Raw genomic sequence first — 19,979 nt, 5'->3', positions numbered from 1 at the left:
ATCATGTCAGACCGTCACGTCGATGCACCACTTCAGCCAGGCGATCGCGCACCGAACATCGTGCTGGACGCCATCACGCGCGAAGGAAAGATCGCGCTCGAGGATTATCGCGGGCATAGTCCGATACTGGTCGGCTTGTTTCGTGGCCTGCACTGCCCGTTTTGCCGGCGTCATATCGCCGCGCAGGCGCAGCTCGACGGTGCGTTGCGCGGGAAGGGCATCGAAAGTCTCACGGTCGTCAATACGCCGATCGACCGGGCGCGGCTCTACTTCCGCTATCATCCCTTGCCCAATTTGCTTGCCGCGTCCGACCCCGACCGGATCTCGCATCGCGCGTTCGGCCTGCCCAACATCGAGTTCACGGAGAACGAGACCGAGTGGCCGCGCAAGGTGGGTATGGACGTGGTCATGAGCATGAACGTCGACATGCCCGGCGAACTGCCTCGGCCGATGAACCGGCCGGCGGCCGCCGAGTACCTCAACAGCAAGGACGGTTACGAGATGACCGAAGCCGATCAGCGCATGGCGGCGGCCGGCACAGGCCAGCTGTTCGGCCAGTTCCTGCTCGATCGGGAAGGGATCGTGCGCTGGTCGTTTACCGAGGTCCCTGACGGCGGCCAGCGCATGTTCGGAGCGCCGAGCCCACAGGAGCTGATGTCGGCCGCCTCGCAGGTGGCGGGCTAGGCGTCGCCGTCCGGCGACGAACCCGCCGCGTGCGGTCGCTTCTCCGCGAGGGCTAGCGCCATCGCCGAGATCAGCGGTCGCATGAAATACGCGTCCTCCGCCGGCGAGACGTCCGTGCGCAGACCGTGCGCGGCGAGCTCACCGGAGACCGCCGGTCCCACCGAGGCGATCAACGTCCGTTCGAGGCCTGCACGCAGTTTCGTTTCGCTGCCATGTGCTCTTGCAGCCTCGATCAGGCGGCGGACCTGGCCGAGATTGGTTAGCGCGACGGAATCGATCCGCCCCGAGGCCATGTCGTCAATGGCGGCAACGATGTTCGCATCCGCTGCCTTGGAATCGTAGACATAGGGCAGCACGGTATCGACGGCGGCGCCTTGCGCGGCCAGCGCGCCGATCAGCGCGCCGTGATCCTTGTCCGGATAGAGCTGGAGACCGAGACGTCGTCCTTTCAGGTCGAGCTTGGCCAGCATCTCGATCACCCCTTCGGTGGTCGGCTTCTCCGTGGTCTGCTGCGCCTCGAGACCGATCTCGCGCAGCGCCTTGCCCGGCTTCGGGCCGCGGGTGAATTTGCGCGCTTTGGCGAGCGCCGCGACAAGGGCGGCGTCGAGCCCGCGGGTGCCGGCAAGCTTCATGATGCGACGCAGCCCTTCGCCTGTCATCAGCACGAGATCGTCAAAGGGCTTGTCGATGGCACGGCGAATCCAGGCCTCGACTGGAGCCGGGTCCGGCGCATCATGGATAGTGAACATCGGGCATTGCACGACCTCGGCGCCTTGCTCGACCAGAAGCTTCGAAAACTGCGCCTCCTCCCGCGTTTCCAGGATCAGGATGCGGTAGCCGTTCAGGCGGTCGGCCATGGGTGTGCTCCGGTCAGACAATCGCAATCGTCCGTTCATCCTGACTCCGCGCTTTATGTTGAAGCAAGTCTTGGGATTGGCGCAAGGACGGGGTCGGTGCTAGAGCAGGGCGAAAATCGCGGATAGTTCCGCTGCACAAACCTTCATCAAGAGCCAAGCCTGTTCATCAACATGCCCGACCATCAATATGTCCTGACCCTGTCCTGTCCGGATCGCCCCGGCATCGTCTCGGCAGTGTCGACGTTCCTCGCCCACAACGGGCAGAACATCCTCGACGCCCAGCAGTTCGACGACGTCGAGACCGAGAAGTTCTTCATGAGGGTGGTGTTCACAGCGGCCGATCTTGCCGTGGAACTGTCGGCGCTCCAGACCGGCTTTGCCGCGATCGCGGAGCGTTTCGGCATGGAGTGGCAGATGCGCGACCGCGCCGCGCATCGCAAGGTGATGTTGCTGGTTTCGAAGTCGGACCACTGCCTGGTCGACATCCTCTATCGCTGGCGCACCGGCGAATTGCCGATGGTTCCGACTGCGATCGTCTCCAACCACCCGCGCGAGGTCTATGCCGGGCTCGATTTCGGCGGCATCCCCTTCCACCACCTGCCTGTCACCAGGGAGACCAAGCGCGAGCAGGAGGCGCAGATCATGGACCTCGTCGGCAAGACGAGGACCGATCTCGTCGTGCTCGCCCGCTACATGCAGATCCTGTCGGACGATCTCTCGGCGAAGCTGTCGGGGCGCTGCATCAACATCCACCACTCGTTCCTGCCGGGCTTCAAGGGTGCAAAACCCTATCACCAGGCCCATGAACGCGGGGTCAAGCTGATCGGCGCCACCGCGCATTACGTCACGCGCGACCTCGACGAGGGCCCAATCATCGACCAGGACGTCGAGCGCATCAGCCATCGCGACACGCCGGAAGATCTGGTCCGCAAAGGCCGTGACATCGAGCGCCGCGTGCTGGCGCGAGCCATCCGCTACCATCTCGACGACCGCGTCATCCTGAACGGCCGCAAGACGGTGGTGTTCGTGGATTGAGTTGTTCACCTCTCCCCGTGTGCGGGGAGAGGTCGAATTCGAGCAAAGCTCGAATTCGGGTGAGGGGGGCTCTCCGCGAGTCCAACTCTCACTGTTCCTGTGGAAACTCCCCTCACTCCAACCCTCTCCCCCGCAAGCGGGGCGAGGGGGCGCGCGCGCCCCTTTAACGCACCGCGCCAGCCGACGTCGTCCCCGTCGCGCCCTTCTGGGCCTGCTCTTCCTTCTCGCGATCGGCCGCCGGCAGCAGCCGCTTGCGTTCGCGTTCCTTCATGTAAGCATCGTATTGCGGGGTACCCGGTCGTGGCGGAGCATCGGCGGGCAGGCCGCCGGCCCATTGCGGGACATAGTCGCCCATGCCAGCGGAGAGTTTTTCGTTGACCGTCCCACAGCCGGACAGCCCCGCTGCGAGCGCAACGAGGGTAAGGGCGGAACGAAGAGTCCTAGGCATTGTGTGGGTGCGCGCGTTCGGTCGTTGGACGCCAGCTCGGGCCGGCAGGACGAAGAGTAGCCTTCAACAAGGTAAAATAGGCTTATTCGAGGTAGGTAATTTATTACCGAGTCGCGGCTGGGTGAGGCGCGCGGATGTTTAAATCCTGCAAAAGAAAGACGAAATCCTCCATCTACGCGTTCCATCCCGTTTCTAGACTCGGCTTGAGGCTCGCGACAACATAGCTTGGTGCGCGGCAGGGGTTTTCGTTGACAAGTCCATTTTCTTTGTACATTCGTACAAATGAAGGTGGTCACGGTCGAGTTGCTCGGGTTACCCGACGTAACCGCGGCACCGCTCCCGCTTGATGGGTCTTCGAACGCTCGGCTTGCGCCGAAGGGGCGCCGAACGTCCGATTGACAAGGAGGGCGCGAAAGACGCCCATGTGGCGCGCAAGAGCACTCGCGCGCGGGCTAAAGTGAAGGCAAGGGCCGGGCACTCGGTCCAGGGCACAAGAGTCAGGAATGAAGGGGAGGGACATCTGATGTTCGAACGCAAACTGTCTCATAAGGCTACTTTAAAGGCGACTTGGGCCGCTGCCGTTGCGGCCGTTGCAGGCCTTGCCGGCCTCGCGCCCGCCGAGGCCGCAGACAGCGTCAAGGTCGGTCTGATCCTGCCGATGACCGGTGGCCAGGCCTCGACCGGCAAGCAGATCGAGAACGCGATCAAGCTTTACATGCAGCAGAAGGGCGACACCGTCGCCGGCAAGAAGGTCGAGATCATCGTCAAGGACGACGGCGCGGTGCCGGACAGGACCAAGACGGCCGCGCAGGAGCTGATCGTCAACGACAAGGTCAACTTCATCGCCGGCTTCGGCGTGACGCCGGCCGCGCTCGCCGCCGCGCCGCTCGCAACGCAAGCCAAGATTCCGGAAGTCGTGATGGCGGCCGGCACCTCCATCATCACCGAGCGATCCCCCTATATCGTGCGCACCAGCTTCACGCTGGCGCAGTCCTCGACAATCATCGGCGACTGGGCGGTCAAGAACGGCATCAAGAAGGTGGCGACGCTGACCTCGGACTACGCGCCGGGCAATGACGCGCTGAACTTCTTCAAGCAGAACTTCACCGCGGGCGGCGGCGAGGTGGTCGAAGAGGTCAAGGTTCCCCTGCAAAACCCCGACTTCGCACCGTTCCTGCAGCGCATGAAGGACGCCAAGCCGGACGCGATCTTCGTGTTCGTGCCGGCCGGCCAGGGCGGCAACTTCATGAAGCAATATGCCGAGCGCGGCCTCGACAAGGCCGGCATCAAGGTGATCGGGCCCGGCGACGTCACTGATGACGATTTGCTCAACAACATGGGCGACGCGGTGCTCGGCACCGTCACCGCGCATCTCTATTCCGCAGCGCACCCCTCGCAGATGAACAAGGATTTCGTCGCCGCTTACAAGAAGGCCTTCGGCAACCGTCCGGGCTTCATGGCCGTGGGCGGCTATGACGGCATCCACCTGATCTACGAGGCGCTGAAGAAGACCGGTGGCGACACCAATGGCGACAAGTTGATCGAGGCCATGAAAGGCCAGAAGTGGGAGAGCCCGCGCGGCCCGATCTCGATCGACCCCGAGACCCGCGACATCGTGCAGAACATCTACATCCGCAAGGTCGAGAAGGTCGATGGCGAGCTCTACAATGTCGAGTTCGCGACCTTCCAAGCCGTCAAGGATCTCGGCAAGACCAAGAAGTGACCCGCGAAAGCGGGGCATCCCGGGGCTCTCTGCACACCTCTCCCGCTTGCGGGAGAGGTCGGCGCAAAGCGCCGGGTGAGGGCTCTCTCCTCATTGGGAGTCTCTCTATGGAGACACCCTCTCCCCAGCCCTCTCCCGCAAGCGGGAGAGGGAGCGCAGCGCGGCCCTTTGCTACACCTGAGACAATGCAAGACCCTCGATGACCGCAATCCTCACCAACCTGTTCGATGGCGTGGCCTACGGCATGCTGCTGTTCGTGCTCGCCTGCGGGCTCGCGGTCACGCTCGGCCTGATGAACTTCGTCAATCTCGCCCACGGCGCCTTCGCCATGGCCGGCGGCTATGTCTGCATGGTGCTGGTCAACCTGATGGGTTGGCCGTTTTTCGCCGCGCTGCCGCTTGCCTTCGTCTCGTCGGCCGCAATTGGCATTGCGCTCGAGCGCACGCTTTACCGTCATCTCTACACGCGCAGCCATCTCGACCAGGTGCTGTTCACGATCGGCCTGACCTTCATGTCGGTCGCGGCCGTCGACTACATCCAGGGCTCCTCGCGCGTGTTCATCAACCTGCCGGCCGCGCTCCAGGGCCAGTTCGACCTGTTCGGCGTCGGCATCGGCCGCTACCGCCTGATGATCATCGTGATCTGCGGCCTGCTCACGGTCGGCCTGCAGATGGTGCTGGCCAAGACGCGCTTCGGCAGCCGCCTGCGCGCCGCGGTCGACGACCCGCGTGCCGCCAGCGGCCTCGGCATCAACGTGCCGCAGGTGTTCGCCTTCACCTTTGCCTTTGGCTGCGGGCTCGCCGGCCTCGGCGGCGCGCTGAGCGCCGAGATCCTTGGGCTCGATCCGTATTTCCCGCTGAAATTCATGATCTACTTCCTGATCGTGGTCACCGTCGGCGGCTCCTCCTCGATAACAGGTCCGTTCCTGGCCTCGCTCCTGCTCGGCATCGGCGACGTCGCCGGCAAATATTACGTGCCGAAGATGGGCCCCTTCGTGATCTACACCATGATGATCGTCATCCTGATCTGGCGTCCGAACGGCCTGTTCGGCCGCCCTGCCGCGCGTTGAGTTCACCGATGGGCGCTGCTTCCGACGTCGGCTATCACGCCCAGCGCCAGGCGCGCTGGCACTACGGCGAAATCGCCTTCTGGCTGATCGTGCTGGCCTGCGGTTTCGTATTTCCGTCGCGCTATCTGATCATGACCGATATCCTGCGGCTGGCGCTGTTCACGATGTCGCTCGATCTCATCCTCGGCTATGCCGGCATCGTCTCGCTCGGCCACGCCGCCTTCTTCGGTGTCGGCGCTTACGCGGCGGGACTTCTTGCCCTGCATGGGATCATCAACGAGCCCGTGCTCGCGCTGATCGTCGCCGGCCTTGCTGCGATGGTGCTGGGCTTTGCCACCAGCTTCCTGGTGATCCGCGGCGTCGACCTGACCCGTCTGATGGTGACGCTCGGCATTGCGCTGCTGCTGGAGGCGCTCGCCGAGCGCTTCTCCAACATCACCGGCGGCACCGACGGCCTGCAGGGCATCGAGATGCAGCCGATTTTCGGCCAGATCCCCTTCGACATGTTCGGCAAGGCCGGCTTCTTCTATTCACTGGCTGTGCTGTTCGTCCTGTTCCTATTCGCCCGCCGCGTCGTGCACTCGCCATTCGGCCTGTCGCTGCGCGCCATCAAGAACAACCCGCTGCGCGCCGCCGCCATCGGCATTCCCGTCAACCGCCGCCTGATCGCGATCTACACGCTGGCGGCGTTTTATGCCGGCATTGCGGGGGCGCTGTTCACCCAGACCACCGCGATCGCCTCGCTCGACGTGTTCGCCTTCGAGCGCTCGGCCGACCTGATGCTGGTGCTCGTGATCGGCGGCACCGGCTATCTCTATGGCGGGCTGATCGGTGCGGTGGTGTTCCGCATGCTCCAGGAATTGTTCTCCACCATCACGCCGCAATACTGGCAGTTCTGGATCGGCCTCGTGCTGGTCGTGATCGTGCTGGTCGGCCGCCAGCGCCTGCACCGCTGGGTGCTGTATGTGCCCAACCTGATCATCAGACAGGTCGCGGGCCGCAAGGCCGTCGTCGCCGTGCCGGAGAGCGACGCATGACCATCGCGCTCGAAACCCGGAATCTCGAAAAGACATTTGGCGGTCTGCGCGTGACCCGCGACCTGTCGCTGAAGGTCGAGCAGGGCGCGCGCCATGCGCTGATCGGCCCTAACGGCGCTGGCAAGACCACCGTGATCAACCAGCTCACCGGCGTGCTGAAGCCGAACTCGGGCCGCATCCTGCTCGAAGGCCAGGACATCACCGACCTGCCCGTGCACAAGCGCGTGCTGCGCGGCCTGTCGCGCACCTTCCAGATCAACCAGCTCTATCCCGACCTGACCCCGCTCGAGACCATCGGCCTTGCGGTCTCAGAGCGCCTCGGCCATGGCGGCGATTGGTGGCGGCGGATGGGGACGCGCGGCGACGTCAACGGCGAGATCGCCGAGCTGCTGACACGCTTCCATCTGCTCGACGTCATGAACGAAGAGACCGTGACGCTTCCTTATGGCAAGCAGCGCCTGCTCGAGATCGCGGTCGCGATCGCCGCCAAGCCGCGCGTGCTGCTGCTGGACGAGCCCGCGGCCGGCGTGCCTGAGAGCGAGCGCCATGACATTCTCGCCGTTGTCGGCGCGCTGCCGCGCGACGTCACGGTGCTGCTGATCGAACACGACATGGACCTCGTCTTCTCCTTCGCCGACCGCATCTCGGTGCTGGTCTCCGGCGCACTGCTGACCGAGGGCCCGCCCGAACAGGTCGCACGCGATCCGCAGGTGAAGGCGGTCTATCTCGGCGAGGAGGCGGTCAATGTCTGACCTCCTCGCAATCGATGCATTGCGCGCCGGCTATGGCGAGGCGGTGGTGCTGCCGAAGATGTCGCTCCGTCTCGCCGAGGGGCAGGTGCTGGCGCTGCTCGGCCGCAACGGCACCGGCAAGACCACGCTGATCAACTCCATCGTCGGCGTCACCCGCCGCTTCTCCGGCACCGTCGTGCTGGCCGGCGCCGACGTCACCACCTTGCGGCCCGACCAGCGGGCGCGCGCCGGCATCGGCTGGGTGCCGCAGGAGCGCAATATCTTCCGCTCGCTCACGGTCGAGGAGAACATGACCGCGGTGGCCCAGCCGGGCCCGTGGACGGTGGAGAAGGTCTACGAGATGTTCCCGCGGCTGAAGGAGCGGCGGAGCAATTTCGGCAACCAGCTCTCCGGCGGCGAGCAGCAGATGCTGGCGATCGGCCGCGCACTGACCCTCAACCCGAAGGTCCTGCTGCTGGACGAGCCGACCGAGGGCCTCGCCCCCATCATCGTCGAGGAGCTGCTCAAGGCGATCGGGACCATCACCCGGGCGGGGGGCATCTGCTCCATCATCGTCGAGCAGAATGCACAAAAGATTCTGGGGCTCGCCGACCGCGTTGTGATATTGGAGCGTGGAACGATCGTCCACGACGCCCCGAGCGCCGCGCTGAAAGCCGACCCCTCGGTCCTGGAGCGCCACCTCGGCGTCGCAGGCGCGGCCGCCCACTGATCTTCGCCTCTCCCCGCCTGCGGGGAGAGAGAGTACAACGAGCGCCGACTGAAATTCGGGAGAAACAAGAATGCAGCGAACCAAAGCCCCCTTCCGCGCCGACGAGGTCGGCAGCCTCCTGCGTCCCGCCAAGATCAAGGAAGCCCGCAGCCGTCTGGAGAAGGGCGAGATCTCGGCCGACGACCTGCGCAAGATCGAGGACATGGAGATCGAGAAGGTCGTGCACAAGCAGGCCTCGATCGGGCTGAAGCTTGCGACCGATGGCGAATTTCGCCGCTCCTGGTGGCATTTCGACTTCCTGGCCAAGCTCACCGGCTGCGAGCTGTTCCACCCCGACACCGGCATCCAGTTCACGGGCGTGCAGACCCGTCACGATGCGGTCCGCGTGATCGGCAAGCTCGACTTTCCCGATGACCACCCGATGCTGGATCACTTCCGCTTCCTGAAGAAAGTCGCCGACCAGGCCCACGTCACCGCCAAGATGACGATCCCATCGCCGGCGGTGCTCCACTTCCGCGGCGGCCGCAAGTCGATCTCCAAGGACGTTTATCCCGATCTCGATGCCTTCTACGAAGATCTGGGCAAGACCTATCGCAAGGCCGTGAAGGCGTTCTACGACGCCGGCTGCCGCTATCTCCAGTTCGACGACACCGTCTGGGCCTATCTCTGCTCGCAGGACGAATTGCAGAAGGCGCGCGAGCGCGGCGACAATCCGGACGGCCTGCAGCAGATCTATGCCCGCATCATCAACTACGCGCTGGCCGAGAAGCCCGCCGACATGGTGGTGACGACGCATGTCTGCCGCGGCAATTTCCGCTCGACCTGGATCTCCTCGGGCGGCTACGAGCCGGTGGCCGAGACCCTGCTGGCCGGCACCAATTACGACGGCTACTTCCTGGAGTACGACAGCGACCGCGCCGGTGGCTTCGAGCCGCTGCGCTTTCTGCCCAAGGGCAACAAGGTCGTCGTGGTCGGAGTCATCACCTCGAAGTTCGGCGAGCTCGAGAAGAAGGACGACATCAAGCGGCGCCTGCAAGAAGCCGCGAAGTTCGCGCCGCTGGAGCAGCTCGCACTGTCCCCGCAATGCGGCTTCGCCTCGACCGAAGAGGGCAACATCCTCTCCGAAGAGGAGCAGTGGGCCAAGCTCGGCCTTGCGGTCGAGATTGCCAAGGAAGTTTGGGGTAATTGAGGCTCACGCGCGCCGGTGCGTGAGTGTCGGAAGACCTCCCCATACTCTCGCTGTCATTCCCCGCGAAAGCGGGGAATCCAGTACGCCGCGGCCCATCGATTTAACCACAGCTGTCCCGGAGTACTGGATCGCCCGGTCAAGCCGGGCGATGACACCTGAGTGTTGGCGAATAGTGCGGCGGTCAAAAAAGCAGCGCGCAATCCCACCCTCACTTCTCCGCCAGATAGACCTCGCCCAGCAGCGACGAGTTCGACCACGGAACCTGCTTGCTCTTCGTGCTCGAGACCACCTCCGCCCGTACGCGTGTGAGCATCTGCTGCACCTCCAGCCCGGGCGTGCCGATATGGCGGGACAGTGCGGCGGAGAACGGCGAGTTCGCGCCTTCGCCGTCGAGCGCCACTTGGCCCGGCGCGGTCGCGAATGCGATCAGCGTGCCGGCCCCTAATGTCGCACCGGTGCCGAGACTCGTGGGTGCGGCGAGACCCGAGGCCCCCTCGATGCCGCGATTGGTGCCGGCGCTCGCCACCTGTTGCGCCATCGGGTTGTTGCGGCAGGCGTCGAAGATCAGGATGTTGGTGCGGACCTGGTCGTCGAGGCCGGCCATGATCGTGTCCATGTCGATCATCGCCTCGGTCATGCTCGCGCCAGGCTTGAGTGCGACGTCGACCGGAATGAGATAGTTGCGGCCGTCGACCTGCACGCCATGGCCGGCATAATAGACCACCGCCACCTGCGCCCGCGCTGCCTCCCGCAAAAAGTCGCGCGTCATCTTCTGCATCGCGGCGCGATCGAGATCGACGCCCTCGGACACGCTGAAGCCGATGTCGCGCAGGCTCTTCGCAATGGCACGTGCGTCGTTGGCCGGATTGGGCAGCGCCTTGACATGCGCATAGGCGCCGTTGCCGATGATCAGCGCCATGCGCGTGCCGCGGACGGTCGGGGCTGGCGAGGGTGTCGGTGCTGAGCCGGTCTGCTGCGGGGCAGGGGATGCCGCCGGCTGCGTCGCAGGGGACGGCGCATCGCGCGGGATCGGTGTGCTCGCGTCCGTCACCAGCGACAGGCGCACTCTTGCGGTGGCCTGGTTGGCCTTGCTGCCGGCGTCCGAGGCGACGATCGCCAGCGTCGCCTTGTAGTCCTCGCGGGCGTGGGCGTAATCGCCCTTGGCCTCATAGGCCAACGCGCGATGGGTGTAACCGGAGATCAGCACGCTGTTGGGCGGCGTCATGATGTTGACCGGGGGCTTGTCCTTGGCGAGCCGGATCGCTTCGCTGCCATCGGCGATGGCGCGATCGAGATCGCCCTTGGCGCGCCAGATCGCAGTGCGGTTGATCAGTGGCTGCGGCAGCGAGGGATCAAGCCGGATCGCCTGGTTGATGTCGGCGAGTGCGCCGTCGAGATCGCCGAGCGCCTGTTTCGAGATGCCGCGGTTCTGGAACGAGAAGACCGATTTCGGATCGGCTTTGATCGACATGTCGTAGTCGGCAATGGCCTTGGCATAGTCGTGCTTGCCGCGCCAGGCGTTGCCCCGATTGTGGAAGATGATGCCGCTGGGTGGGCCGAGCTTCAGCGCATCGTCGAAATCGGCGATAGCGATGTCGTAGTCGCCCTTGTCGTAATAGGCCGAGCCCCTGAGGTTATAGACCGCCTGGCTCGGCTGCAGCCGGATCGCCTCCGTGGCATCAGCGATGACCTTGGCGTAGTCGCCCTTTTTGTTCCAGCCCACGGCCCGCCAGAAATAGACGGTCGCGAGCTGCTCGCCCTTGAAGACCTTCAGCGCGATGATCTTGGTACAGGCATCGACCATCTTGTCTGCCGGCGTCGTCTCGGTGGTGCAGAGCGGGCCGAGCTGATTGCGTGCCTGCGCGACCGCGGGCGCGGACCATTGCGTGACGGTGAGCAGGCAGAGCGCGACGAGCAGGCGGCGCATGGCGATGGTCCCGAGAGGAGAAGCGCTTGTTTGTTGCCCAAGAGGACGTAGGGGTTCACCGCTCCGCCCTGGCGCACCCAGGGAAACGCGGCGCCTCGATCCTGCTATTCCCTGAGTGGGCAGGATCTGCTAAGAGGTGGGACCCAACGCCACTGCCCACCGCTTCCCACTCATGAAGAACGACGAAATCCTGAGCCAGATCACCGAGTTCTGCCGCAAGGCGGGCATGGCGGAATCGACCTTCGGCCGGCGCGCGGTGAATGATGGGAAGCTGGTGCAGCGCCTGCGCGAGGGGAAGCGCATCACCATCGACACGCTCGAGCGGATCCAGGCCTATATGGCCGCATCGATGGCCGGCGGCATGCCGCCGCCGCGGGGACTTCAGGTCCCGCCGGAAAAGCGCGATCCGCGCGGCAATTTCCGCTTCTTCGAGAACCGCCAGAAATACCTGCTGTTCGTCCACACCTGCAGCGAGAAGCGGGTGATCGCAGACAGGGTTGCCTTGGAGCTGAGCTCCATCCATCCGCGCCCGCCGGCGCTGCGCCTGTTCGACGCGGGCGTCGGTGACGGCACGGTGCTGGCGCGGGTGCTGCGCGCGACGCACCAGCGCTTTCCACACATGCCTTTCTATGTCGCGGGCAAGGAGCTCAGCCTCGAGGACCTGCGCCTGACCCTGGAGAAGGTGCCGGACCGCATTTTCGAGCATCCGGCGTCGGTGTTCGTCTTCACCAACATGTTCTACGCGGAGGCGCCCTGGCTTACGCCGGCATCGCCTGCGGCGGCCGCCGCCACGGTCTGGCATGAGGTGCCGCTCCGCGGCGCTTCATCGGGCGAATTCGAGCAGCAGATCGCGGAGCTGAGGCCGTTCTTGGAGCAGAACTGGCGCGCTGCGATCAGCCCACGCACGGCCATGCCGCTCTACGAGCGGCCGGTCGTCCTCGTGCTCTATCGCGAGGACCACAGATTCCTGTTGGATTCGACCATTCCGCGGCCGGGCCAGACCGAGGCCAATTTCGACCTCGTCATCGCATCCCAGCCCTACCGGGCCCTGTCCTCGGTCAATTTCCGGGCCAAGCGGATCATTGCACCCCTGGCGCGGGCGCTTCGGCCGGGCGGCCGGCTGATCGGAATCCACTCCCACGGGCAGGATCCGGGCATGGAAATGATCCAGGCGATCTGGCCCGGAGAAAATCCTTTCTCAGTCAGCCGTCATGAGCTACTGCGTGCAGTTAAGTATGAACTTGGATCGGTGGGCCGCGACTTAAATTTTAATGCCTACGCGGATAACCGTTCGATCTTCAGGTATGATATGGAAGCGCTGCCCAACGAGGTCACCGGCACCATCGGAACCTCGACGGCCTTTGCAGCGTGGAATGCGGCGGTGTATGTCGCTCAGATTGAGGACGACCGGTTGACAGAAATGACTCAAAACGGCCGCACTCTGGATGCCGCCAGGGACGTGCTGCGAAAGTACAATGGGCTCTGGTTTCTCGACGAATCCTACGTCATCTCGCGTCGGCGTGATTGACATCATCAAAAGTAAACATCGCAAACGCCCGCCGGCTAGCGGCGGAACAAGGGGTTACTGATGCGCGCGTCCTATCTCTTCACCAGCGAGTCCGTGTCCGAGGGCCATCCGGACAAGGTCTGTGACCGGATCTCCGATGAGATCGTCGACCTGTTCTATCGTGAAGGGCCGAAGGCGGGCATCGATCCATGGCAGATTCGCGCCGCCTGCGAGACGCTCGCCACCACCAACAAGGTGGTGATCGCTGGTGAGACCCGCGGTCCGAAGTCGGTGACCAACGAGCAGATCGAGAGCGTCGTGCGCGGCGCGATCAAGGACATCGGCTACGAGCAGGAGGGCTTCCACTGGAAGACCTGCGACATCGAGATCCTCTTGCATCCGCAGTCGGCCGACATCGCCCAGGGCGTCGATGCGCTGCAGCCGGGCGAGGTCAAGGAAGAAGGCGCGGGCGACCAGGGCATCATGTTCGGCTACGCCACCAACGAGACTCCGGATTTGATGCCAGCGCCGATCTTCTATGCTCACAAGATCCTGCGCCTGATCTCCGAAGCCCGTCACTCCGGCAAGGAGAAGGTGCTCGGCCCGGATTCCAAGAGCCAGGTCACCGTGCAGTACGAGAACGGCAAGCCGGTCGGCGTGCGCGAGATCGTGGTTTCGCACCAGCATCTGATCGAGGATCTCACCTCCAAGCAGGTGCGCGACATCGTCGAGCCCTATGTGCGCGAGGCGCTGCCGAAGGACTGGATCACGCCGAAGACGATCTGGCACATCAACCCGACCGGCAAGTTCTACATCGGAGGTCCCGACGGTGACTCCGGCCTGACCGGTCGCAAGATCATCGTCGACACCTACGGTGGCGCGGCGCCGCATGGCGGCGGTGCGTTCTCCGGCAAGGACCCGACCAAGGTCGACCGCTCCGCGGCCTATGCCGCGCGCTACGTCGCCAAGAACATCGTTGCCGCCGGTCTCGCCGACCGCTGCACGCTGCAGCTTGCCTACGCCATCGGCGTCGCGCGTCCGCTGTCGATCTACATCGACACCCACGGCACCGGTAAGGTGCCGGAGGAGCAGCTCGAGAAGGCGGCGGCGCAGGCGATGGATCTCACGCCCCGCGGCATCCGCACCCATCTCGACCTCAACCGTCCGATCTACGCGCGCACCGCGGCCTACGGCCATTTCGGCCGCACGCCCGACAATGAGGGCGGCTTCTCCTGGGAGAAGACCGACCTCGTCGAGCAGCTCAAGCGCGCGCTCTAGCCCTCTTGCGTCATTCCGGGGCGCCGCGACGGCGGCGAACCCGGAATCTCGAACCTCCGAATTCCGGATTCGCTCGTGTCACGAGCGCCCCGGAATGACGATCCAACAAACAGGAACCCCCCATGAACGCGAAGCCCGGCTTCACCGATTACATCGTCAAGGACATTTCGCTGGCCGATTTCGGCCGCAAGGAGATCTCGCTCGCCGAGACCGAAATGCCCGGCCTGATGGCCACCCGCGAGGAGTTCGGCCCGAAGCAGCCGCTGAAGGGCGCGCGCATCGCCGGCTCCCTGCACATGACGATCCAGACCGCGGTGCTGATCGAGACGCTCGCGGCCCTCGGCGCCGATATCCGCTGGGTCTCCTGCAACATCTATTCGACCCAGGACCACGCTGCGGCCGCGATCGCCGCCGCCGGCATTCCCGTCTTCGCCGTCAAGGGCGAGACGCTGACGGAATATTGGGATTACACCGCAAAGCTGTTCGACTGGCATGGCGGCGGCACGCCGAACATGATCCTCGATGACGGCGGCGATGCCACCATGCTGGTGCACGCCGGCGTCCGCGCCGAGAACGGCGACACCGCCTTCCTCGACAAGCCGGGCTCCGAGGAAGAGGAGATCTTCTACGCGCTGATCAAGCGCCTATTGAAGGAGAAGCCGAAGGGCTACTTCGGCGAGATCGCCAAGAACATCAAGGGCGTCTCGGAAGAGACCACCACGGGCGTGCACCGTCTCTATGAGATGGCCAACAAGGGCACGCTCCTGTTCCCCGCCATCAACGTCAACGACAGCGTCACCAAGTCCAAATTCGACAACCTCTATGGCTGCCGTGAATCGCTGGTCGACGGCATCCGCCGCGGCACCGACGTGATGCTGTCGGGCAAGGTGGCGATGGTCGCCGGCTTCGGCGACGTCGGCAAGGGCTCGGCCGCCTCGCTGCGCCAGGCCGGCTGCCGCGTCATGGTCTCGGAGGTCGATCCGATCTGCGCGCTGCAGGCCGCGATGGAAGGCTACGAGGTCGTGACCATGGAAGACGCCGCGCCCCGCGCCGACATCTTCGTCACCGCGACCGGTAACAAGGACATCATCACCATCGAGCACATGCGCGCGATGAAGGATCGCGCCATCGTCTGCAACATCGGTCACTTCGACAACGAGATCCAGATCGCCGCTCTGCGCAATCTGAAGTGGACCAACATCAAGCCGCAGGTCGACGAGATCGAATTCCCCGACAAGCACCGCATCATCATGCTGTCGGAGGGCCGCCTCGTGAACCTCGGCAACGCGATGGGCCATCCGTCCTTCGTGATGTCGGCGTCCTTCACCAACCAGACGCTGGCGCAGATCGAGCTGTTCGCCAACAACAAGGACGGCAAGTACGAGAAGAAGGTCTACGTGCTGCCCAAGACGCTCGACGAGAAGGTCGCGCGCCTGCACCTCGCCAAGATCGGCGTCAAGCTCACCGAGCTGCGCAAGGACCAGGCGGACTATATCGGAGTCAAGCAGGAGGGTCCGTACAAGTCGGATCATTACCGGTACTGAGACACAACGTCCGTCAGAAACGCAGGAAGCCCCGGAGCAATCCGGGGCTTCTTTGTTGTTGAACCCATAGCGTACGCGACGGCCGCCTCCCTCGGGAGACTATGCGGCAACCACCTTGATCGTCGTCCTGAATACGTCCTTGTTAGGATTGACGACAACAATGGCGAGTTCGCCGACGCCGCGCACGTCTTCTTCGAGCAGGGTGATCTTGCCCTCGGTCGCGCTGGATTTCTTGAAAGCTCTGTCCTTGCCGTTGACGGTTGCCTTGGTTTCCGTTTGGAAGCCGCTTCCGGTGACAGTCAACTCTTCCAGCTTCCCTTGCGTCAGCTTGGCGGGAGCAACCTTGAGCTCGGCGTCTTTCGCATTGAGAGGATTGTCGCGCTCGACAGGCTTCGTCATCGCAAAGACTGCATCGAACACTGCAGCAAGCTTGTCCGTTGCCTGTTTGGAGAACATCCCCGCCAATGCCGCGAAAGCGGCCATGCCATAGGGATTCAATTGCAGAGTAGAATTGGTCGGCGCTGACCCACCCGCGGGCGGGGCCGAAAGAGTTGGAAGTAGAAGACCGCCTCGGACGATGAAGTAGAACAGCACGGCGAGCGTCATTCCGATCGGCACGCGCAAGATCATGAACCACAGCCAATTCGTGCTGAGCTGGCGGTTGCCGACGTAGTCCCCGAAGGACGTCATGGTGTGCGTGAGGCTGCCGAGTGCCCCGGCGACCATCACCGTGAACAGCATCTGCTTGTCGGGCTCCCAGGAATGGCGCGAGAAGAAGATGTGGAAGCTCTTGAATGCGGGTCCGTCAAGGACAGGCCAGGTCGCGATGAGCAGATAGAAAAATAGGCCGGTTATAGTTAGGTAGAGTGCGCCCATTAGGTTGATCGTGTGGACGGCGGGAGGTGTGATCAACTCAGCCTTGGCGTCGTTTTGGTCGAACGAGCCTTCAGCGCCATGATCTGCCATGACAACCTCAATCGGAATGAACTGAAAAAGCAGCCTGAAATTGTTCGCGTTATAGTAGATTTAAATCTCAGATGCAATCGCGGACTCTCGTTGTCGCGGCCAGCGGACGTTCTGGCCCTCTCAAAATGTTTGCCGCGCCGCACTCAACGGCGCGAGCATGCCTCATGGATTGACTGGCGCCGCCACCGAGCGGACAATCCTCGGTGGCGGGAGGAAACCATGCAACAAGAACATTTCGACGTGCTGATCGTCGGTGCCGGCCTGTCCGGCATTGGCGCGGGTTATCATTTGCAGGCCAAGTGCCCGGGCAAGAGCTACGTCATCCTGGAGGGTCGCGACTGCATCGGCGGCACCTGGGACCTGTTCCGCTATCCCGGTGTCCGCTCCGACAGCGACATGTTCACGCTGGGCTATTCGTTCAAGCCGTGGACCGATCCGAAGGCGATCGCCGACGGGCCGCAGATCCTGAACTATGTGCGCGAGACTGCAGCCGAGAACGGCATCGACAAGCACATCCGCTATCATCATCGCGTCAAGCGAGCATCGTGGTCGACGCCTGATGCACGCTGGACCGTCGAGGCCGAGCGTATGACGGGCGAGGGTGCGATCGACCTCGTGCGGTTCACCTGCAATTTCTTATTTCTGTGCTCGGGCTATTACAAATACGAGGCGGGCTACACGCCGGAGTTCAAGGGCGTGGCGGATTTCGCTGGCCGCATCGTGCATCCGCAGAAGTGGACCGAGGACATCGACTACGTGGCCAAACGTGTCGTCGTCATCGGCTCCGGCGCGACTGCGGTGACGCTGGTGCCGGAGCTCGCCAAGAAGGCGGCGCAGGTCACCATGCTGCAGCGCTCGCCGACCTATGTGGTGTCGCGTCCGGCCCAGGATCACGTTGCCAACAAATTGCGCCGCAATCTGCCGGCGCGCCTTGCCTATCACCTGATCCGCTGGCGCAACGTGATGTGGGGGATGTTTTTCTTCCAGCTCAGCCGGCGCCGACCGGCCAAGGTGAAGGATCTCATTCTCAAAGGCGTGAGGATCGCGCTCGGGCCCGACTACGACGTCGCCACCCATTTCACGCCGCGTTACAATCCCTGGGATCAGCGGCTGTGCCTCGTGCCGGACGGCGATTTGTTCAAGGCGATCCGCGAACAACGCGCCGCCGTCGTCACCAGCGAGATCGATAGGTTTACCCGCGACGGCATCCGCCTCAAGGACGGCCGCGAGCTTGCCGCGGACATCATCGTGACGGCGACCGGGCTGGTGCTCCAGGTTGTCGGCGGCCTTGAGGTCAGTGTCGACGGCCGCACGGTCGATTTCGCGAGTACGCTGACCTACAAGGGCATGATGTATGCCGACGTGCCGAACATGGCCTCCGCCTTCGGCTACACTAACGCCTCCTGGACGCTGAAATGCGATCTCACCTGTGAATATGTCTGCCGGCTCATCAACTACATGGACCGGCATAACTTCCGGCAATGCATGCCGCACAATGACGATCCCACGATCACCGCCCAGCCCTCGCTCGATTTCACCTCGGGCTACGTGCAGCGCTCGATCGCGAAGATGCCGAAACAGGGGTCGAGGCGGCCGTGGCGGCTCCACCAGAACTATGCCCTCGACATCGTCTCCTTGCGCTTCGGCCGGATCGACGACGGCGTGATGCAGTATTCCTGATCTCCGTATGTTGCCGGAGGAACCCCGCCGATCGCTTGAGGCGAGCCGCGACTTGAAGTAGTATTATTGCGTCGCATGCAATTTACTTCCGACAGCGCCTGAGTTCCGCGTCGCTGGCATTGATGGGAGCGCGGGACGTGCACGTGCTTGCTCTGGTCACGCAAAAAGGCGGTAGCGGCAAGAGTACGCTGGCCGTTGGGCTTGCAGTGGCCGCAATGGAACACGAAGAGCGCGTCGCTCTCATTGAGGCGGACGCGCAGGGCACCATCTCGAGATGGAAACAGCGTCGCGAGAATTGCTTTCCCCGTGTCGAGTGTGTTGCGGATCCGGCGGAGATCGAGCCGGTGCTATCTCGGCTCCAGGCTGAAGGGATTGGGCTCGCGATCATCGACACGGCCGCCACGAATAATGCCTTGGCGCTGCGCGCCATCAGCAATGCCGACCTCTGTCTCATTCCGGCGCGTCCGAGCCCGGCCGATATCGAAGCTGCCATCCCTACGCTGTTGGCCATTCGCAGGGGTAACCGCCGGTTTGCCTTCATCCTCAATCAGACGCCCACACGGGGGTGCCGGCTGAGTGAAGCTGCCACGTCTCTCAACTCGCTTGGCGTGCTTGCGCTCCCCTTCATTGGACAGCGCAACGACCACCAGGATGCGCTGGGGGTAGGCTTGGGCGTCACCGAGTTTGCACCGGAGGGAAAAGCCTCGGACGAGATCGTTGGGCTGTGGCGGTGGATTTCGGAGCACATCTTCACGGAGTCGAATCATCATGGGCAAGGCGCAGTCGAGACAGCCTGCTGATGGCGTACGCGCCAGACGTCGGTCGCTGGTGGATCTGACCGCGGTCGTGAGCCGTACCATCGACGAGAGCCTTTTGGAGACGCCGCCGAATCCGGTCGCCATCCCAGGGGGCGAAGGACACCGGAGCGAGCGGGCAGCCAAGAGGCCTGCTCGAAAGACACCGGCTCGAAAGATGCCTGCGGATACGACCATTTCCGCGGTAATCGACAGCGGCGGGACCAGCCCGTCTGCCAAGGTGGAGTTGCCTTCGACGCAATTCCAAAGTGCCGGCAGCACCTCCGCTCTTGCCGTGGAGATCGCCAGAGAGATGCAGGCGCGCGCTCTCGAGGCAATGAAGTTAGGAGTGCATACAGCGTTCGAATTTACGAAGGATATTGCCGGGCCGGAGGGTGACGTCCTGGACGGAGCTGCCGCCGAGTGCCACGCTATCGTGCTCGAATTGATGAAAGTGAATGCAGGCGCGACGCTGCAGTATACGCGCGAGTTGAGCCGCGTGAGAACGCTCTCGCAGTGGATCGAGTTGTCGAGTTCACATGCGCGAAAGCAGTGTGAGTTGGTGCGACAGCAGGCCGAATTGCTGAAATCATTGACACGCAATGCGAGAACGTCCGGTGCCGAATAGCGCGCGTCGGAATCGGGTATCGCCGACAGCGGGGCGGGTGGTACGCACCGGCGCCGGTGTCGGTTGCATGTTCGGCCAGCGGGCTGAACCGGTCACGCTGCCCGGGCGGTTAATGCCAGATTAACCAGTGGGTCCTAGCCTGTCTCGGCCGG

General features: G+C 63.6%; 18 protein-coding genes. 14 read left to right on the top strand and 4 right to left on the bottom strand.

Going from position 1 to position 19,979, the window contains the following annotated elements; all coding sequences use genetic code 11:
* Window positions 1–3 precede the first annotated feature (3 nt).
* Window positions 4–684: a redoxin domain-containing protein gene (locus CVM73_RS21355; RefSeq protein ID WP_100233844.1), complete on the top strand. Its 681-nt coding sequence runs from the start codon at window positions 4–6 to the stop codon at window positions 682–684.
* On the opposite strand, the gene CVM73_RS21350 is transcribed toward CVM73_RS21355, so the two are convergent.
* Window positions 681–1,541 carry a uroporphyrinogen-III synthase gene (locus CVM73_RS21350; protein WP_100233843.1) on the bottom strand — a complete coding sequence of 287 codons (861 nt, stop codon included), beginning with the start codon at window positions 1,539–1,541 and terminating at the stop codon, window positions 681–683. The two genes, CVM73_RS21355 and CVM73_RS21350, sit on opposite strands and share 4 nt — an antisense overlap.
* Window positions 1,542–1,712: 171 nt before the next feature.
* Here CVM73_RS21350 and purU point away from each other — a divergent pair, with 171 nt between their 5' ends.
* Window positions 1,713–2,576 carry a formyltetrahydrofolate deformylase gene (gene purU / locus CVM73_RS21345; RefSeq protein WP_100233842.1) on the top strand — a complete coding sequence of 288 codons (864 nt, stop codon included), beginning with the start codon at window positions 1,713–1,715 and terminating at the stop codon, window positions 2,574–2,576.
* Window positions 2,577–2,739: 163 nt separating this feature from the next.
* On the opposite strand, the gene CVM73_RS21340 is transcribed toward purU, so the two are convergent.
* Window positions 2,740–3,024 carry a hypothetical protein gene (locus CVM73_RS21340; protein WP_100233841.1) on the bottom strand — a complete coding sequence of 95 codons (285 nt, stop codon included), beginning with the start codon at window positions 3,022–3,024 and terminating at the stop codon, window positions 2,740–2,742.
* 523 nt (window positions 3,025–3,547) lie between these two features.
* On the opposite strand from CVM73_RS21340, the gene CVM73_RS21335 reads away from it, so the two are divergent.
* From CVM73_RS21335 to CVM73_RS21310, 6 genes are all read left to right on the top strand, one after another.
* On the top strand, window positions 3,548–4,747 hold the full coding sequence (locus CVM73_RS21335) for an ABC transporter substrate-binding protein (protein WP_100233840.1): 1,200 nt from the start codon (window positions 3,548–3,550) through the stop codon (window positions 4,745–4,747).
* A 199-nt stretch (window positions 4,748–4,946) separates the two neighbouring features.
* Complete coding sequence (locus CVM73_RS21330) at window positions 4,947–5,816, top strand: branched-chain amino acid ABC transporter permease (protein WP_100233839.1); 870 nt, start codon at window positions 4,947–4,949, stop codon at window positions 5,814–5,816.
* An 8-nt stretch (window positions 5,817–5,824) separates the two neighbouring features.
* On the top strand, window positions 5,825–6,853 hold the full coding sequence (locus CVM73_RS21325; RefSeq protein WP_100233838.1) for a branched-chain amino acid ABC transporter permease: 1,029 nt from the start codon (window positions 5,825–5,827) through the stop codon (window positions 6,851–6,853).
* Window positions 6,850–7,605 (top strand): ABC transporter ATP-binding protein, encoded by a 756-nt coding sequence (locus tag CVM73_RS21320; RefSeq protein WP_100233837.1) that lies wholly within the window; start codon window positions 6,850–6,852, stop codon window positions 7,603–7,605. Before CVM73_RS21325 ends, CVM73_RS21320 begins: the two co-directional genes overlap by 4 nt.
* Window positions 7,598–8,314: an ABC transporter ATP-binding protein gene (locus CVM73_RS21315; RefSeq protein ID WP_100233836.1), complete on the top strand. Its 717-nt coding sequence runs from the start codon at window positions 7,598–7,600 to the stop codon at window positions 8,312–8,314. The genes CVM73_RS21320 and CVM73_RS21315 overlap by 8 nt, the downstream gene beginning before the upstream one ends.
* A 70-nt stretch (window positions 8,315–8,384) precedes the next feature.
* On the top strand, window positions 8,385–9,503 hold the full coding sequence (locus CVM73_RS21310) for a cobalamin-independent methionine synthase II family protein (RefSeq protein ID WP_100233835.1): 1,119 nt from the start codon (window positions 8,385–8,387) through the stop codon (window positions 9,501–9,503).
* Window positions 9,504–9,711: 208 nt separating this feature from the next.
* Here the strand turns inward: CVM73_RS21310 and CVM73_RS21305 are convergent, their stop codons facing one another.
* Window positions 9,712–11,430: a caspase family protein gene (locus tag CVM73_RS21305; protein ID WP_100233834.1), complete on the bottom strand. Its 1,719-nt coding sequence runs from the start codon at window positions 11,428–11,430 to the stop codon at window positions 9,712–9,714.
* Window positions 11,431–11,602: 172 nt separating this feature from the next.
* Here CVM73_RS21305 and CVM73_RS21300 point away from each other — a divergent pair, with 172 nt between their 5' ends.
* From CVM73_RS21300 to ahcY, 3 genes are all read left to right on the top strand, one after another.
* On the top strand, window positions 11,603–12,958 hold the full coding sequence (locus CVM73_RS21300; RefSeq protein ID WP_100233833.1) for a hypothetical protein: 1,356 nt from the start codon (window positions 11,603–11,605) through the stop codon (window positions 12,956–12,958).
* A gap of 60 nt (window positions 12,959–13,018) precedes the next feature.
* Window positions 13,019–14,215, top strand: coding sequence for a methionine adenosyltransferase (gene metK / locus CVM73_RS21295; RefSeq protein WP_100233832.1), 1,197 nt, complete (start codon window positions 13,019–13,021; stop codon window positions 14,213–14,215).
* A gap of 122 nt (window positions 14,216–14,337) precedes the next feature.
* Window positions 14,338–15,759, top strand: coding sequence for an adenosylhomocysteinase (gene ahcY, locus CVM73_RS21290; protein WP_100233831.1), 1,422 nt, complete (start codon window positions 14,338–14,340; stop codon window positions 15,757–15,759).
* A 99-nt stretch (window positions 15,760–15,858) separates the two neighbouring features.
* On the opposite strand, the gene CVM73_RS21285 is transcribed toward ahcY, so the two are convergent.
* Complete coding sequence (locus tag CVM73_RS21285; RefSeq protein ID WP_100233830.1) at window positions 15,859–16,725, bottom strand: hypothetical protein; 867 nt, start codon at window positions 16,723–16,725, stop codon at window positions 15,859–15,861.
* 219 nt (window positions 16,726–16,944) lie between these two features.
* On the opposite strand from CVM73_RS21285, the gene CVM73_RS21280 reads away from it, so the two are divergent.
* From CVM73_RS21280 to CVM73_RS21270, 3 genes are all read left to right on the top strand, one after another.
* Window positions 16,945–18,405 carry a flavin-containing monooxygenase gene (locus CVM73_RS21280; RefSeq protein ID WP_100233829.1) on the top strand — a complete coding sequence of 487 codons (1,461 nt, stop codon included), beginning with the start codon at window positions 16,945–16,947 and terminating at the stop codon, window positions 18,403–18,405.
* A gap of 143 nt (window positions 18,406–18,548) precedes the next feature.
* Window positions 18,549–19,205, top strand: coding sequence for a nucleotide-binding protein (locus CVM73_RS21275; protein ID WP_245452390.1), 657 nt, complete (start codon window positions 18,549–18,551; stop codon window positions 19,203–19,205).
* Window positions 19,174–19,827: a hypothetical protein gene (locus tag CVM73_RS21270; protein ID WP_245452389.1), complete on the top strand. Its 654-nt coding sequence runs from the start codon at window positions 19,174–19,176 to the stop codon at window positions 19,825–19,827. The genes CVM73_RS21275 and CVM73_RS21270 overlap by 32 nt, the downstream gene beginning before the upstream one ends.
* Window positions 19,828–19,979 lie beyond the last annotated feature (152 nt).

The organism is Bradyrhizobium forestalis (assembly GCF_002795245.1).
GTDB lineage: Bacteria > Pseudomonadota > Alphaproteobacteria > Rhizobiales > Xanthobacteraceae > Bradyrhizobium > Bradyrhizobium forestalis.
This window is presented reverse-complemented; position numbering and strand designations above follow the sequence as displayed.